This is a genomic window from Dialister succinatiphilus YIT 11850, from assembly GCF_000242435.1.
Classification (GTDB): Bacteria; Bacillota; Negativicutes; order Veillonellales; family Dialisteraceae; genus Dialister; species Dialister succinatiphilus.
Map to the genome: position 1 here is coordinate 451735 of NZ_JH591188.1, position 16410 is coordinate 468144.

Genomic DNA, 16410 nt, shown 5'->3' on the forward strand with positions numbered 1-16410 from the left:
GAATGACAGAAAATAAAAACCAGAATACACAGCACAGCGGTCCGAAACTGAATGACCAGATGATCATCCGCCGCGAAAAGCTGGATAAAATCCGTGCACTGGGCGTAGAACCCTACGGACAGAAATTTGAATGGGACCACCATGCTGCCGATATCCGCAAAGAAGCGGAACAGCTGGAGAAGGATGAGACCCATGTCCGCATTGCCGGCAGAATCATGATCCGCCGCGGCCAGGGCAAGACAGCCTTCTGCGTGCTTCGTGACCAGACCGGTGACATCCAGGTTTATTTCAAGAGAGATGAGCTTCCTGAAAATGAATGGGCCCTTTTCAAGCTGGTGGATATCGGTGATATCCTTGGCATTGAAGGCACCGTCTTCACTACCCATACCGGCGAACTGACCGTGCGGGTTCTCCATTTCACTATGCTCTCCAAGTCCCTGCGCCCGCTGCCTGAAAAATGGCATGGCCTCACAGACAAGGAACAGCGCTACCGCCAGAGATATCTGGACCTCATCATGAATCCGGAAGTTCGGGAAACCTTCGTGAAGAGAGCTGCCATGATGTCTGCTATCCGCAAATGGTACACAGACCACGGCTTCCTGGAAGTGGAAACCCCGGTGCTGCAGCCTCTCTATGGCGGCGCCAATGCAAAACCCTTCACCACCCATTTCAATGCCCTGGATATGACCATGTACCTGCGCATTGCTCCGGAACTGTACCTGAAGAGACTTCTGGTAGGCGGCTATGAACGGATTTTTGAAATTACCAGAAACTTCAGGAATGAAGGCATGGACACCCGTCATAATCCGGAATTCACTGCCATCGAAACTTACCAGGCCTATGGTGATATCGAAGATGTCATTAACCAGACAGAACAGATCGTGGCTGCCTGCGCTATGGCTTCCTACGGTTCCATGAAATTCACTTATGAAGATACGGAAATCGATGTCACTCCGCCATGGCCGCGGCTTACCATGGCTGAAGCTGTGAAAAAATACACCGGCGAAGACTTTGATGCCTGCCAGACCATCGAAGACGCCAGAGCCATTGCAGACAAGCTCCATGTGGAATACGGCGAATACGACGGCTTCGGCAAGATTCTTTCCGAATGCTTTGATGCCTATGTGGAAGAACACCTGATTCAGCCGGTGCATATCACAAAGCATCCTATCGAAGTATCCCCTCTTTCCAAACTGGATCCGAAAGATCCGCGCTACACCATCCGTTTCGAATCCTACATTTACGGCCGCGAACTGGCAAATGGCTTCTCCGAATTAAATGATCCCATTGACCAGAGAAAACGGTTCGAACTGCAGGTGGAGGAAAGAAAGCACGGCGACGACGAAGCGCATCCGATTGATGAAGATTTCCTGACTGCTCTGGAATACGGCATGCCTCCTACAGGCGGACTGGGCATCGGCCTCGACCGTCTCTTCATGCTTATGACCAACTCCGCTTCCATCCGCGACGTCCTCCTCTTCCCGGCCATGAAACCGGAAACAGCACTGGAAAAGAAGACGGCCCAGGAAGCTGAAAGACTGGCCAAAGAAGCAGACGATGAACCTATCGACTTCTCCAAAGTAGAAATTGAACCGCTCTTCAAGGACTATGTGGACTTTGATACCTTCAGCAAGTCTGATTTCCGGGCTGTCAAAGTCAAGGCCTGCGAAGCAGTGCCCAAGAGCAAGAAACTCCTGAAGTTCACCCTGGACGATGGTACAGGAGAAGACCGCATCATTCTCTCCGGCATTCATGCCTACTATGAACCGGAAGAACTGGTAGGAAAGACGCTGATTGCCATCGTAAACCTTCCGCCAAGGAAGATGATGGGCATCGACTCCTGCGGCATGCTTCTCTCTGCCATTCATAAAGAAGAAGGGGAAGAAAAGCTTCACCTCCTCATGGTAGACCGTCATATCCCTGCCGGTGCCAAACTTTATTAATCCATGAAGTAACTAATCAAAAAGCTGCCTTACGAGGCAGCTTTTTTGATTGCAATTTTTCACTGTAGTGATATACTGTATCCAATTTATAAGTTAGCAGAGTAAGTGCAGGTGCGCAGGAAAAGGCTGGCCCTTTTCCTCCAGTGCCGGATGAACGGGGAGTTGTCATCCGGACGAAAAGCAGGAATGCTTGCGGTGCCTGTGCTGCATCCCGCTGCTGCATGGAGACTCCTTTCCATGCAGCTCTGCATGAAGGAGGTCTTTTTATAATGCATAAAAATAGAGAAAAGGAAATGGTGGTTCTGGGAATTCTTACGGCACTGGCAGTGCTTCTGTCCTATGTCTTGGCCATACAGACACCCTTTGTGAGGATTACCTTCGGCTTCCTGCCCCTGGCTCTGGCAGGGGCCCTCTATGGGCCATGGAAAGCGGGGCTGGTGGGGGCGCTGGATAACCTGATCGGCACGGCTCTTGTGGGGACAAGCATATTTTTTCCCGGCTTTACCCTGTCCGATTTCCTTACAGGCTTCATTTTCGGCTATTTCTTCTACAAAAAGAAAATCAACTTTCCCTATGTGTGCATTCCGTTCCTTGTCATTATGGTCTTGATCCACCTGGGGCTTAATACCCTGTGGCTGGTACTTTACTATGACAAGGCGGCCTCTGCCATTTTTCTGGGACGACTGATCAAGAATCTGATCTGTTTCCCTATGGAAGTGGGTCTTTTCCTTCTGATATATAAGAAGGCCTATGGGCGGATATCCCTCTTGGCTTTGGGCAGATAGATCATGGGAAATCAGCGGTCAGGCCGGTGGTCATCAAAAAAGCTGTGGAAACAGGATTTTTCTGTTTCCACAGCTTTTTTACATTTTTGGTGAGGAAAATCAGCGGTCGGAGCCGTCTTTTTCTTTCCGGATAACGTCGTGGGCGCCGCCTTCTACGATGGAGGTAGCGGATACGAGGGTGAGCTTTGCTTTCTTCTGCAGTTCCGGAATGGTGATGGCGCCGCAGTTGCACATGGTGGCTTTAATCTTGGCACAGGTCTTTTCTACATTTTCCTTCAGCGGGCCTGCATAGGGAACGTAGGAATCCACCCCTTCTTCAAAGGCCAGTTTCTTGGAACCGTCCAGATCGTAGCGGCCCCAGTTTCTTGCACGGTTGGAACCTTCGCCCCAGTATTCCTTGACCACCGTGCCGCCTACGGTTCTCTTCTGTGTGGGGGATTCGTCGAAACGGGCGAAATATCTGCCCAGCATGACGAAGTCAGCGCCCATGGCCAGGGCCAGGGTGATGTGGTGGTCGTAAACGATGCCGCCGTCGGAGCATACCGGTACGTAAATGCCTGTTTCCTTGTAGTATTCATCTCTGGCCTGGCAGACTTCGATGAGAGCGGTAGCCTGGCCGCGGCCGATGCCCTTTGTTTCACGGGTGATGCAGATGGAACCGCCGCCGATGCCTACTTTTACGAAGTCAGCGCCTGCTTTGGCCAGGAAGAGGAAGCCGTCGCGGTCAACCACGTTGCCGGCACCTACTCTGACCTTGCCGTTGTATTTTTCATGAATCCAGTTCAGGGTGATTTTCTGCCATTCGGAGAAGCCTTCGGAGGAATCAATGCAGAGTACGTCAGCGCCTGCATCTACCAGCTTCGGCACCCTTTCTTCATAGTCCCGGGAGTTGATGCCGGCACCGACGATGAAGCGTTTCTGGGCATCCAGCATTTCGTTGGGGTTTTCCTGATGGGAATCGTAGTCCTTGCGGAATACGAAGCCGTAGAGCTTGCCATCTTCAAAGAGAACGGGGAGGGAATTGATTTTGTTGTCCCAGATAATGTCGTTGGCTTCGGAAAGGGTGATGCCGTACTTGGCGGTGATCAGTTTTTCCAGAGGGGTCATGAAATTTTTAACTTTTTCCGATTTATCCATACGGCTTACGCGATAGTCACGGCTGGAAACGATGCCCACCAGTTTACCGCCGGAAGTGCCGTCGTCGGTAATGGCTACGGTGGAATGGCCGGTCTTTGCTTTCAGAGCCAGTACATCGGCCAGGGTGTTTTCAGGAGAAAGGTTGGAATCGCTGGGAACAAAGCCTGCCTTCTGGGCTTTGACTCTGGCAACCATGGCTGCTTCCTCTTCCGGGGTCTGGGAGCCGTAGATGAAGGAAACGCCGCCGTTTCTTGCCAGTTCCACTGCCAGTCTTTCACCGGATACGGCCTGCATGATTGCAGAAACCATGGGGATATTTAATGTAATAGCCGGTTTTTCACCTTTTTTGAACTTCACCAGCGGTGTCTTCAGGGACACGTTTGCAGGAATGCAGTTCGTATCAGAATATCCCGGAATCAGGAGATATTCATTAAAGGTATGTGCCGGTTCATTAATGTAGGTTGCCATCATTTCCTCCTTGAATAAAAAAATTCCATAACAGGGTATTAAGGATAAATATACATCTTTCCTTGCAAAGGGTCAAGTGCTTTTTGCAGGTTCCCTTCTGCTACGCTGTCATTATATTTTTACCCATTATAGCCTATATTGGAAAGGGAGAAAAGGGGGAACATGGCGGGGCAGCAGAGAGGGATGCCTGCTTTCTGTCAAAGGGCTTGAATAGATCGGGAAGAGGGCTGTTTTTCGTCTTCGGCTCATGGAAGAACTGTGGCGGTACCAATGAAAAAAGGAGCTGTGAAGAAATGATTTACATTTTTTCACAGCCCCGTTCGCTTTACAGCAGGGGTCTGATAACGGCCCTGAAATAGGCGTCCAGTTCTTCCGGCGTTTCCTTCATATTTCGTCTCACCCACCACTGCACCATTTCCACGAAACTTCCGGAAATGTGGTTCAGCAGGAACTCTTCCGGCACCGGGCAGGAAGGCTTTCGGTCCTTTAAAAGGTAGGAGGAAATGAGTCTGTCCAGACTGGATTTGAAAAAACGGAGAAAAATATCGCTGCTTTCTGAGGTGAGAAGATCTCTCACATGGTTGGTGTTGGCATCGATATGCTGCAGCAGATGGCAGAATACAGGATCCGGCACACCGGGTGCCATATGGGCATCGCTGGGAACATTGTCGTGCATGACACCTTCGATGATATGGTCAAAAAGCTCGCTGCACATTTCCTTCAAAAGGCTGTCCTTGGCTTCAAAGTGGGCATAGAAGGTGCTTCTTCCTATATTGGCACGGTCAATAATGTCCTGGATGGTGATTTTAGAGTAGGGCTTTTCTGACAAAAGGGCGCTGAAGGCGCTGAAAATAGCCGCTCTTGTTTTCTGCTGGCGACGGTCCATAAACGTTCTCCCTGTCTGGCTTTCGGAAATCAGGAATCATGGCCTGCCTTCCTGATTTATAGTACTATTTGTTCACTATCAATACTAGTGTAATATAGGAATGGCTGCAATGCAAGCTGGGGAAAGGGAGAAAAAGGAATTTTAACTTTAGTTTACACTTCCCTTATAATTTCATCATCAGAGGCGATGATTCTTTTTATAATTCCATCAAAAAAGATGAGAAAGTAATTTCACTTTCTCATCTTTTAAATGAAGGGTTTCATGGCAGGTCAGCCCTGATTCAGGATTTCCCTGGAGAGGCTTAGAAAGTGGCCTTAATGGAGCCGTTGTATTTCTTGTTGATGAAATCCTTAGCTTCCTGGCTGTTCAGCGCCTTCATGAGCTTCTGCAGTTCCGGACGTTTTTCATCGCCTGCGCGGACAGCTACGATATTGGCATAGGGGGAGTCAGAGCTTTCGGTGTAGATGGAGCTCTTGGGGTCCAGTTTGGCTTCCAGGGCAAAGTTCATGTTAATGACGGCAATGTCCGCATCTTCCAGAGAACGGGGCAGCTGTGGCGCTTCCAGTTCGGAGAACTGAAGGTTCTTCGGGTTTTCAGCAATGTCCTGGGGCGTTGCGGTAATGGGGGCACCGTCGCGGAGCTTAATGAGACCGGCGGACTGGAGTACCAGAAGGGCACGGCCGCCGTTGGTGGGATCATTGGGGATTGCTACATGGGCACCGTCGGGGAGATTTTTGATGTCTTTGATTTTGTTGGAATATACGCCCATGGGTTCCAGATGTACGGTGCCGATGGAAACCAGGTTCAGGCCCCGGGATTTGCAGAATTCGTCCAGATAGGGTTTATGCTGGAAATAGTTGGCATCCAGGCTCTTGTCGTTCAGAGCCAGGTTCGGCTGTACATAATCGGTGAATTCCACGATTTCCACGTTGACCCCTTCCTTGGCCAGCTGGTCCTTTACGGAATTCAGGATTTCTCCATGGGGAACGGGGGAAACGCCGACTTTAATGGTAACGGCTTTGTCCGGAGCGGCAGATTTGGCAGGGGCGGCGGCTTTCTCTCCTCCGCAGCCTGCTAAAAATCCGACAGCTGCCAGTGCGGCAATGGATGCGATCAGGGTCTTCTTGTAGTTCATAATACTCCTCCTATGATGAAATCAATAAAAAAAACCTTCCTCCCGAAAGGGACGAAGGATTCTATTCGTGGTACCACCCAGATTCACTTTTCCGTCGCCGGAAAAGCCTTATGAAGTACGCCGGCTCTGCCTTGATACTTCTTTTCTGTAACGGGAATTCCCGGTCTGCCTGATGATTCAGCAGAGAGGCTCAGAGGCCATGTTCAGCAGGCTATCCAAGGCCCCTTCCCACCTGTGGGGGCTCTCTTTGCTCTTCCTTCCCGCGTACTCTTCTCTTCATTGCCTTTATGAAGTTGAAAATACTATATCACTCTTTCCCTTTTTTCGTCAAGAGGATTTTTGACAGGCTTTGACAATTTTCCTGAAGTGGTTTATTATTTATTTAGTCAGCTTACTAACTAAAAACGCCGCTCATGAAAGAAGTCTGTTCTTATAAGGATTGTCTGGACCGCCGGGTCAGAAAATTATGAAGCAGCCCGGGGCATCCTTTCTGTCCTTTTCCTGCCATGGCAGGAAAAGACACATCATGAAATCGGCCTTTCCTGATACGGGAGGATTTATGTATCGAAATTTTGTGTTTCCATCACGGGAGGAACTGGCATCCCATGCCCGGGAGATGCCGGAAATCCATCCTGACGATGTGATTACCATGCTTACGGTGATGAAGGCGGCCGAGGAAATCAAAGGGAAAACCGATGGTATCCTGGAGCGGAGGTACCACATGTCCCAGGGAAAGCTCTGTGTCATGATTATCCTTCACCAGCACAGGGAAGGGCTGGCACCGTCGAAGCTGGCCGTTATGGCAGGAGTGACGAAGGCCACCATTTCCGTCATGCTGGCCCGCATGGAGCGGGACGGGCTGGTGAAAAAATCGGTGAATGCAGACGATGGAAGAGCCCGGCTGGTGTATCTCACCGACAAGGGCCGGGAGGAAATGGACAGTATCCTGCCGGACCATTATGTACGGATTTCCCGTCTCATCGGCAGGTTGGATGAAGGGGAAAAGAAGGAGCTGGTGCGGCTTCTCCATAAAATCGTGGATGAATAATGGAAATCACTCTGATTTTCCGGTCATTTTCTGATAGAAAGTGACCGGTATTTTCAGCCCTATATAGTCAGCCGGCTAACTAAACAGGTTTGGAGGTCAAGATATGGATATGCATAGTAAACCGGTGAAAATTGGATTGTTTTTTCTGGGGCTCATAGCGGTGTGCGGGCTGGTGCTCCTCTTCAAGGGAAATGATGCCGTAGCCATGGCCAAGGAAAAGCGGGATGGCATTGTGACTGCCGAGCAGATCAAGGTGTCCTTCGATTCTGTCAGCGGCCGCCTGCTGAAGGAAAACGTGAAGGAAGGGGACCGGGTGAAGAAGGGGGATGTGCTCATGGTGATGGACCCAACGGATACGGACCTGGATATTAAAAAACTCCGTTCCCAGATTGCCCAGCTGGATGCACAGATCAGCTCCATGGCAGGAAGCATTGATGTGGCTTACCAGAAAGCGGATACCGACGAAGTGGAAACTCATCGCCAGATCGATCAGCAGAAGGCGGTGCTGGCATCGTCAGAGGCAGTGTATGAAAACAAGCTGTCTGATTACAACAGGAAACGGCAGCTGGTGGAGGCCGGCGCCATTTCCCAGCTGGAAATGGATAATATAACTGCCAGTCTCCGCACTGCCGAGGCAGATGTGCGGGCTCAGCAGGAGCTTCTCCATAAACTGCTGGGCGGTGCAGAGGACCGGGACAATACGGAAGATATTGCTCTTCTCACCATTGCCCAGGAAAGGCAGAGCGCTGACAATAAAGCCAATGACCTGGAATCTCTGAGACAGCAGAAAAAGCAGCTGGAGGTGGCTCTGGAACAGAAGGAGGTCAATAAGAAAAGGCTGATCCTTCGGGCCCCGGAAGACGGGAAAATCCTGAAGGTGATTGCCAAGGAAGGCGAAATGGTTTCAGCTAATACGCCGGTGATTCTTCTGGAAAGCAGCCGCTATTACTATGACATTTATGTGAATGAGGTAGAAAAGGGACAGATGAAGGAAGGAGACCGGCTCACAGGTCATACGGTGTCCGGAAACAGGGAAGTGCCCGGCACGGTGCGTCTCATAGCCAAAGCGCCGGGGTTTGCGGATTTCAAAATGTCCAGGGAAAAGAGCTCGGCTGATCTGACAGCCTTCCAGATTCGTACCTACATCGACCCCGTACCCGGTGTGATTCCGGGAATGACAGTGGAGGTGAACCGTCATGAGTTCACTGGCCGATGAAATCCATTTCCTCTTTTCCGGCAGGGGCATGCCTTATGAAAAGGTATCCCTCCTGGTGGCCATCGTGATTACTGTCTTCTTTACGGCGGCCATGGGCTACAACTATACCAGGGATGTGAATGTGGTGGTGGTGGACCTGGACCATTCCAGGACGAGCCAGGAAGTAGTGGAAATGATTCACTCTTCTCCCCACATGAAGGTGGGCCATGTGCTGTACACTCCGGCGGACCCGAAGGATTTCTTCTATGAAGACAAGGCCTATGCGGTGGTTTGCCTGCCGAAGGACCTGGAACGGGACCTGTATTCCGGCACCTCGGTGAATATAGGCCTTTACTGCGACTACACCAATATCGCCCTGACCGCCGATATCCAGGCTGCCATGAATGAAATCGCCGCGGAGCTGAATGGAATGAACAGCGGCTCTACCGAAAGCGGTCTGGTGGTGAGTACCCGTTACCTTTTCAACCCCACAAGCAGTACCAGCAATTCGGAAACCGAAGGGTTCCTCTTCTTTTTTTCCAGTATGTTCTTTACCTTTGCCACCATCGGCATGGTGCCAAGGCTGAAGCTGGAGGACAAATGGGAGGCCCTTCTGGAGAAGGGATCCCCCTTTGACCTTATGGTGCGGATTCTTCCCTACATGGGCTGCCTGATTACAGCCCTCATGGTGGGTATGGCCATTCTCCGCATCTGGGGCAATATGGTTATATCCGGCAGCTTTCTTCTTTTCATGGCCCTCCAGATTTTCTACATCTGGGGTGTAGGCATGATGAGCATTCTTTTCGGCTGGACCGCCGCCAACCCCGGCGTGGCTTCCAGCCGCATGATTCTTTTCATCCCCGGCGGTTTCATTCTGGGCGGACAGACGGCGCCCCTGGTTTTTATTCCCTACTGGGCCCAGGTGCTGTCCCATTTCTTTCCGCTGACCTGGGAATTCCATTTCGTCAGGGATATCCTCATGCGGGGCGCCGGTTTTGGCGATATAATGCAGGAAATCGGGGCGTTCTTCCTCTATCTCCTGGCCATTGCGGCGGTTTTCTGCCTCCGCTTTGAAAAGGCCCGGAAAGACTGCGTGAAGGAAGGGCTGATTCATTCGTAACGCTTTGCTTCGAGAGGGCATTCTTTTAACAGCAGAAATTGCAGAACAGGAGGCAGTATGGAAATCAAAAAGATCCTGGTTCCTCTGGACGGCTCACCGGAATCAGAGAAAGCCTTCACCTTCGGGCTGGACCTGGCGGAAAAGTATGATGCCCGCCTGGTGCTGGCCCATGTGGTGGACATGAATGAAAAAATGACGGCCCTGGATCAGGTCACCATGAGCGGTTATGTGCCTTCGGAAATACTGGATGAAGGGTACCGGCTTCTTTCCCGGTCTGCCCGCAAGGTGCCGCCCCATATCCGTCTTGATACCATGGTCCGTATCGGCGCTCCGCCGCAGACCCTCCTTTCCATGGCAGAAGATACAGGAGCGGATCTTATCGTCATGGGAAGCCGGGGCCTTGGCGCTGTGCGGAGCATCGTCATGGGCAGCGTGAGCCAGTATATCCTTCACCATGCCAGGGCCATGGTGACCATAGTGAAATAGAAAAAGGGGCAGTGAAGAAATGTTTTACATTTCTTCACTGCCCTTTTTGATTTCCTGAAAAATCAGCCCGGTTCAGGGGTTTTAAATGATGGATTCTGCAAGTACATCCTTCATGAGGGAGACTGCCTTTTTCAAATCTGTCCAGGGAATGTTCAAAGCCGGCAGAAGACGGATTTTTTCCTTGGCCGTAAGCACCACCACCCCTTTGGCCAGGAGCCGGGGCACGATTTCCTTCACGTCCTTATCCGGCTCTATGCCCCACATAAGGCCCATGCCGGCCACCGATTTCACGCCTTTGGCACCGGTGAATTCATCTTTGATGTACTGCCCTTTGGCGGTTACTTCCTTTAATAGAGCATCATCGATTCTTGCCATAATGGACAGGGCACCGGCGCAGGCAATGGGGTTGCCGCCGAAGGTGGAACCGTGGGTGCCGGGGGTGTATACATTTTCTGTCTTTTCATTGAACATGGTAACACCCAGGGGAAGACCGCCGCCGATACCTTTGGCGGTGGACACGATATCCGGTTCCACGTCATAGTTCATATAGCCGTAAAGCTTTCCGGTGCGGCCGTTGCCGGTCTGCACTTCATCCACGATGAGAAGGATATCATGGTCTTTGGCATATTGGCCGACGCCTTCGAAAAATTCTTTGGACAGCGGGTGGACGCCGCCTTCACCCTGGATGGGTTCCACCATGACAGCGCAGACCTGGGGGTGTTCTTCGCAGAGTTTGATGAAAGATGGCAGGTCATTGGCCGGAGTATAGAGGAAGCCCGGTGTGAAGGGGAAGAAATCCTTGTGGAAAATGTCCTGGCCTGTGGCGGCAAGGGTGGTAATGGTGCGGCCGTGGAACCCATTGATGAGGGTAATGATTTCATTTCTTTCTTTTCCATACTTGTCAATGGAGTACTTCCGAGCTCCCTTGATGGCGCATTCATTGGCTTCGGCACCGGAGTTGGAAAAGAAAACCTTCTTCATGCCGGTCTTTTGACAGAGCATTTCCGCCAGGCCGGCCATGGGCTTCGTGTAGAAAAGATTGGAAACGTGGTTCAGCACATGAAGCTGGCTGGTTACGGCGTCCATCCATTTCTCGTCGGCCACGCCGAAAATATCAACGCCGATACCGCTTCCCATGTCGATGTAATCTTTTCCCTCTTCATCTATGAGGTGGGAGCCTTTTCCTTTCACAAAGCATACGGGATATCTGGAATAGGTATGGGCTATATAGGCAGCATCTTTTTCTTCTGTATTCATAGTGAATCTCCTTTATGAGTGGGCTGGTGACCTTTTGAACCCGGGGGCGGGGAATCGGTCCTTTTATTTCGTAAACATGGTTCCCAGTCCTTCATCGGTGAGCAGTTCGATGAGGATGGCATGGGGGATTTCTCCATTTATGATGAAAACTTTCTTTACCCCTTCTTTGACGGCGTTGGTGCAGCAGTCTACTTTGGGAATCATGCCGCCGGCAATGATTCCGCTCTTTTTCAGCTCTTCTGCGTCAGCAAGGGACATCTGGCTGATCAGGGAGTTTTCATCGTCCTTATCCCTGAGCACGCCGTTAATATTGCTCATGACTACCATGGATTCGGCGTGAAGGGCGGCGGCAATTTTGGCTGCCGCCGTATCGGCATTGATGTTGTAGGGGGTTCCGTCGTCGTCAATGCCGATGGAGGAAATGACGGGGATGAAGCCGCCATCCAGAAGGTCATCCAGGATTTTCGTATTGATTTCATCGATTTCGCCTACATGACCCAGCTTTTCATTTTTCTGGTGGACCTTGATGAGGCCGCCGTCGATGCCGCAGAGGCCTACGGCCTTTCCGCCCAGGGCGGACAGGTCAGCCGCCAGGCTTTTGTTGACCTTGCCGGCCAGGACCATCTGCACCACTTCCATGGTGTCATCGTCGGTGACGCGGAGGCCGTTTTCGAAATGGGACTCGATGGACAGTTTCTTCAGCATGGCGCTGATTTCAGGTCCTCCGCCGTGAACGAGGATAACCTTGACGCCTACCAGCTGGAGAAGAAGAATGTCCTGCATCACTGATTTTTTCAGCTGGGGATCGGTCATGGCGTTTCCGCCATACTTGGCTACTACATATTTTCCTGTATATTCTTTAATGTAAGGGACGGCCTGGGTCAGGATTTCCGCCCGTACTGCATTGGATGTATTCATAGTGGACTCCTTTATTTAGTGGGCTGGTGGGCTAGTGGGATAGTGGGCTGTATTCCCGTACACAAGAGGGTTCAGGCACCTATGGCGTTCGGGTTCAAGCAGCCGCCGGGCCTGCGCCCTGGGCTGCTTGAACCCGGGTTCGGCCTGGGATTGGCTGCCGCCTTCGGCGCCTTTTTAATATCAGCGCCAGCCGAGCCCCTTTTTTCAATATGCGCCCATAGGGCGCCACCACAACCTTCGGCCCGAAGGACCGTTAAACCTAAGAACCCTCCGGCCATTAGGGAAGCGCTGATTAAATCGTTGTTTGCTTTTATTCTTGAATTTTTATGCAATGCAAGGAATGAGGCGACGCGAATAGCGAGCTATTTAAGGAGCCTCATGACGAAGCAGTGCATGAAAATTCTTATAAAAGCAAACTCTATGAATTAATCAGTGCTTCCCTAGGCCGGTCAATCTTAAGAACCCTGTGAAAGCGGCTCGCCGCTTTCAGATCACCAGTCCCGTTTCTTCCGGCATACCCAGCATGAGGTTCATGCATTCGATGGCGGCGCCGGATGCGCCTTTGCCCAGGTTGTCGAAGGTGGAAATGACAAGGACCCGGTCATCGTTGCCGGCGATATGGATGGTGAGGCTGTCTTTTCCTGCGTTTTCATTGGCAGAGAGGAAGAGGCCGTTTGTCTCTTCCAGAGACAGGGGGGAGAGGTGAATGAGCTTGGAATTTTCATAATGTTTTTTGAAAATCATATGAAAATCATCGGTGTCGATATCACCGGGCAGTCCGCAGGGCAGCTGGAGAAAGTGGGTGTGGAAGCCGATGGTGACTTCCATGCCTTCGAAGAAGTCGTCCACCACCGGGGAAAAGAGGGGCGCTTCACAGAGGTGGCACACTTTCATGATTTCCGGAAGGTGCTTATGGTTCTGGGAAAGGCCGTACTGCCGGGGCGCCTTGAAGTCGGCTCCTTCTTCTTCGTTGTACTGGGCAATCATTTTCTTTCCGCCGCCGCTGTAGCCGGTGAGGGAGAAGCAGTGGAGGGGATAGTTGATGGGAAGGATGCCTGCATGGATCAGGGGGTAGAGGATGGAAATAACGCCGCTGGCATGGCAGCCGGGAACGGCTACTTTCTGCGCTTTGGAAATGGCTTCTTTCTGGTCTTTGGAAAGTTCCGGGAATCCATATACCCAGTCGTCGTCGGTGCGGTGGGCGGTGGAGGTGTCAAGGATGCGGATGGGGATATCCTTCACGGCCTCTACCACTTCTTTCGAGGCGGCGTCGGGAAGGCAGAGGAACATGAGGTCTGCTTTTTTTGCAAAGGCTTGAATGGTTTGAATATCTTTTCTTTTATCTTCCGGCAGATGGAGGAGTTCTATATCTTTTCTTTCGGACAGCCGGTCCTGAAGACGGAGTCCTGTGGTTCCCGATTCACCTACAATGAATACTTTCGGCAGTGTTTTCATGATGGTTCCTCCTTTCAGTCCATGGGATATTCGCCGAAGGTGGCTACCATGACTGCTTTAATAGTGGGAAGCCGGTTGGCTGCTTCCTGGAAAGCCAGGGAGAAGGGGGCTTCGAATACATCATCGGTCACTTCGATGCCATTCAGGCCGAAACGTTCATAAATGTCTTTTCCCACCTTTGTTTCTGTGTTGTGGAAGGAAGGCAGGCAGTGGCAGAAAACGGTATCCGGATTTCCTGTATTTTTTATCATGTTCATGGTAATACGGTAAGGCATGAAGAGCTTGATTCTTTCGCCCCACAGGTCGTAGGGGTCTCCCATGGTTACCCATACGCCGGTGTAAATGACATCCAGTCCCTTCACTCCTTCCACCGGATCATCGGTGAAGGTAAAGGAAGCTCCTGTTTTCTCGGCTATCTTCTTGCACTTGGCGGTGAAATCATCTTCCGGGAAATACTGGGCAGGGCCGATGATTCTGAAATCCATACCGGCAAGGGCGGCGCCGGCCATGAGGGCGTGGGCCATATTGGACTGGCCATGACCTACATAGGCATAGGACAGCTGATTCAAGGGCTTTTTGAAATGTTCCTTCAGGGTAAGGAAATTGGCCAGGGTCTGGGTGGGATGGTCATAGTCCGTAAGACCGTTCCATACGGGAACGCCGGCTTTGGCGGAAAGCTCTTCCACCGCGCTCTGGGCATACCCCCGGAATTCAATGGCGTCGAACATGCTTCCCAGTACCCGGGCGGTGTCGGCAATGGATTCCTTCTTGCCAATCTGGGTGCCTGTGGGCCCCAGGTAGGTGGTGAAGGCTCCCTGGTCATGGGCTGCCACTTCGAAAGCACACCGGGTGCGGGTGGAGTCTTTCTCGAAAATAAGGGCAAAATTTTTACCGTTTAAAGTTTTGATTTCTTTTCCGGCGGCCTTGTCCTGCTTCAGCTTTTCCGCCAGGTCCAGATAGTAGGCGAATTCTTCCGGTGTGTAGTCCAGCATGGAGAGAAAGGAATGGTTCAGTAAGCTTTTCATGATATACCTCGTTGTATGTTTTTAACTTTTTTGGAATCTGGATATATGGTTTATGAGTGAACCATTCTCATCGGGAGAGGGCCTCCAGGGCAGCTGCTGCTTCCAGGGTGATGCCCAGAGGAAGGATGGATTCATTGATGGCAAAGGATGCATTGTGCAGGGCCGGCGTATTTCCGTCGCCGGTGCCCAGCCAGAAGAAGGCGCCGGGGAATTTTTCAAGGTAGGAGGAGAAGTCTTCCGCGCACATGGATGGGAACTCTGGCTCTGTGATATGTTCTTCTCCCAGGTAAGCTTTTCCCACTTTCTTCAGGAAATCAATCTTTTCCGGTGTATTGATGGTGGCGCTGTGGCCTCTGACATAGTTCAGCTCCGAATGGGTGTGGAACATGACATCCAGACCTTTCAGGATTTCCCCCAGCCTTGCTTCCATCTTGTCCCGAAGCTCCGGACGGTAGGTACGGCAGGTGCCTTCCAGATAAGCATCCTCAACCCCTACGTTGTAACGGGTGCCCGCATTCATGAGGCCGATGGTGCACACCACATTGTCCATGGGGTTCATTTCCCTAGAAATCAGGGACTGTACATCAATGATGAAATGAGCTGCTGCCACCAGGGCGTCGGTGCCGTTATGAGGCTGGGCAGCATGGGTGGATTTCCCTTTGATATGGACATAGAAACGATCAGATGCCGCCATGAGGGAACCGGGCTTTAATCCCACCTGGCCCGTGGGAAGCTCCGGCCATACATGAAGGCCATAGATTTCCGATACATCGTCCAGCTTCCCGCTGGCTGCAATGTGGCGGCCGCCGCCGATGGCTGCTTCTTCCTCGGCCGGCTGGAAAACGATTTTTACAGTGCCGTGAATCTGATCCTTCATTTCATTCAGTACGGCGGCAGCGCCCAGAAGGATGGACATGTGACCGTCATGGCCGCAGGCATGCATGACCCCTTCGTTTTTGGAAGCAAAAGGAAGGCCTGTAAGCTCTGTCACCGGAAGGGCATCCATGTCGGCCCGGAGGGCCACCGTCTTCCCCGGATGGCTGCCTTTGATGATGCCCAATACGGCATTCTGGAAAAATCCTGTTTCATAGGGGATGCCCAGATTTTTGAAAACCTCCTGGATATAGGCTGAAGTTTTGACTTCCTTTCCGGAGAGTTCCGGATATTCATGGAAATGTCGTCTCCAGGTCACCACCTGTGGCAGAATGGCTGTGACTTTTTCCTTAACTTCTTTTTCGTACATCATTGAGACGACCTCTTTTCCTGACTTTAATTGGCGTTTTTGTATATACATGAATATTTATTCAAGTAAAATAGACTAAAATATATGAAACTCAACAGATCTTCATGAAATATAGCGAAAATACAAAAAACGTGTGCAAATTTGGTTGCAATAATAATACAACTTTACGAATATATATGCAAGAGGGAAAGGAAAATTTTTTATCAAAAAGATGAAACCGGCACCTGCCGGTGAAGAACAGCATGGGAAGAAGGCGGAAGCAGCGGAGAAAATATTTCTTAAGAATTTCGACAAAGTATGATATAATGG

General features: G+C 51.1%; 14 protein-coding genes, 1 riboswitch and 1 other annotated feature. Of the genes, 6 read left to right on the forward strand and 8 right to left on the reverse strand.

Going from position 1 to position 16410, the window contains the following annotated elements; all coding sequences use genetic code 11:
* Positions 1-2: 2 nt before the first annotated feature.
* Both lysS and HMPREF9453_RS07550 read left to right on the forward strand, forming a co-directional pair.
* Positions 3-1943: a lysine--tRNA ligase gene (lysS, locus tag HMPREF9453_RS07540; RefSeq protein ID WP_008859961.1), complete on the forward strand. Its 1941-nt coding sequence runs from the start codon at positions 3-5 to the stop codon at positions 1941-1943.
* 95 nt (positions 1944-2038) lie between these two features.
* Positions 2039-2162, forward strand: a riboswitch (THF riboswitch).
* 50 nt (positions 2163-2212) lie between these two features.
* The gene (locus tag HMPREF9453_RS07550) at positions 2213-2728 is read left to right on the forward strand and encodes a folate family ECF transporter S component (protein ID WP_008859962.1); all 516 of its coding nucleotides are present in this window, start codon (positions 2213-2215) and stop codon (positions 2726-2728) included.
* A gap of 99 nt (positions 2729-2827) precedes the next feature.
* Here the strand turns inward: HMPREF9453_RS07550 and HMPREF9453_RS07555 are convergent, their stop codons facing one another.
* From HMPREF9453_RS07555 to HMPREF9453_RS07570, 3 genes are all read right to left on the reverse strand, one after another.
* A complete protein-coding gene (locus HMPREF9453_RS07555; RefSeq protein ID WP_008859963.1) occupies positions 2828-4333 on the reverse strand; it encodes an IMP dehydrogenase in 1506 nt (501 codons plus the stop codon).
* Positions 4334-4658: 325 nt separating this feature from the next.
* Positions 4659-5219, reverse strand: a complete 561-nt coding sequence (locus HMPREF9453_RS07565) for a TetR/AcrR family transcriptional regulator (RefSeq protein WP_008859964.1) — start codon at positions 5217-5219, stop codon at positions 4659-4661.
* Positions 5220-5520: 301 nt separating this feature from the next.
* Positions 5521-6354: a MetQ/NlpA family ABC transporter substrate-binding protein gene (locus HMPREF9453_RS07570; protein WP_008859965.1), complete on the reverse strand. Its 834-nt coding sequence runs from the start codon at positions 6352-6354 to the stop codon at positions 5521-5523.
* A gap of 44 nt (positions 6355-6398) precedes the next feature.
* Positions 6399-6643: a binding site (T-box leader), on the reverse strand.
* Positions 6644-6913: 270 nt separating this feature from the next.
* Here HMPREF9453_RS07570 and HMPREF9453_RS07575 point away from each other — a divergent pair.
* The 4 genes from HMPREF9453_RS07575 (at position 6914) to HMPREF9453_RS07590 (ending at position 10203) form a co-directional block, all read left to right on the forward strand.
* Positions 6914-7402 carry a MarR family winged helix-turn-helix transcriptional regulator gene (locus tag HMPREF9453_RS07575; protein WP_008859966.1) on the forward strand — a complete coding sequence of 163 codons (489 nt, stop codon included), beginning with the start codon at positions 6914-6916 and terminating at the stop codon, positions 7400-7402.
* Between the two features lie 103 nt (positions 7403-7505).
* Complete coding sequence (locus HMPREF9453_RS07580) at positions 7506-8618, forward strand: HlyD family secretion protein (protein ID WP_008859967.1); 1113 nt, start codon at positions 7506-7508, stop codon at positions 8616-8618.
* On the forward strand, positions 8599-9717 hold the full coding sequence (locus tag HMPREF9453_RS07585) for an ABC transporter permease (RefSeq protein ID WP_008859968.1): 1119 nt from the start codon (positions 8599-8601) through the stop codon (positions 9715-9717). Before HMPREF9453_RS07580 ends, HMPREF9453_RS07585 begins: the two co-directional genes overlap by 20 nt.
* Positions 9718-9774: 57 nt before the next feature.
* Positions 9775-10203, forward strand: coding sequence for a universal stress protein (locus HMPREF9453_RS07590; protein ID WP_008859969.1), 429 nt, complete (start codon positions 9775-9777; stop codon positions 10201-10203).
* Between the two features lie 81 nt (positions 10204-10284).
* On the opposite strand, the gene HMPREF9453_RS07595 is transcribed toward HMPREF9453_RS07590, so the two are convergent.
* From HMPREF9453_RS07595 to HMPREF9453_RS07620, 5 genes are all read right to left on the reverse strand, one after another.
* Entirely contained in the window at positions 10285-11460 is a 1176-nt protein-coding gene (locus tag HMPREF9453_RS07595) for an acetylornithine/succinylornithine family transaminase (RefSeq protein ID WP_008859970.1), read from the reverse strand.
* 63 nt (positions 11461-11523) lie between these two features.
* A complete protein-coding gene (gene argB / locus HMPREF9453_RS07600; RefSeq protein WP_008859971.1) occupies positions 11524-12378 on the reverse strand; it encodes an acetylglutamate kinase in 855 nt (284 codons plus the stop codon).
* 486 nt (positions 12379-12864) lie between these two features.
* Positions 12865-13833 carry an N-acetyl-gamma-glutamyl-phosphate reductase gene (gene argC, locus HMPREF9453_RS07610; RefSeq protein WP_008859972.1) on the reverse strand — a complete coding sequence of 323 codons (969 nt, stop codon included), beginning with the start codon at positions 13831-13833 and terminating at the stop codon, positions 12865-12867.
* Between the two features lie 14 nt (positions 13834-13847).
* Entirely contained in the window at positions 13848-14858 is a 1011-nt protein-coding gene (gene argF, locus HMPREF9453_RS07615) for an ornithine carbamoyltransferase (protein ID WP_008859973.1), read from the reverse strand.
* A gap of 67 nt (positions 14859-14925) precedes the next feature.
* Positions 14926-16104 carry a M20 metallopeptidase family protein gene (locus tag HMPREF9453_RS07620; protein WP_008859974.1) on the reverse strand — a complete coding sequence of 393 codons (1179 nt, stop codon included), beginning with the start codon at positions 16102-16104 and terminating at the stop codon, positions 14926-14928.
* Positions 16105-16410: the final 306 nt, after the last annotated feature.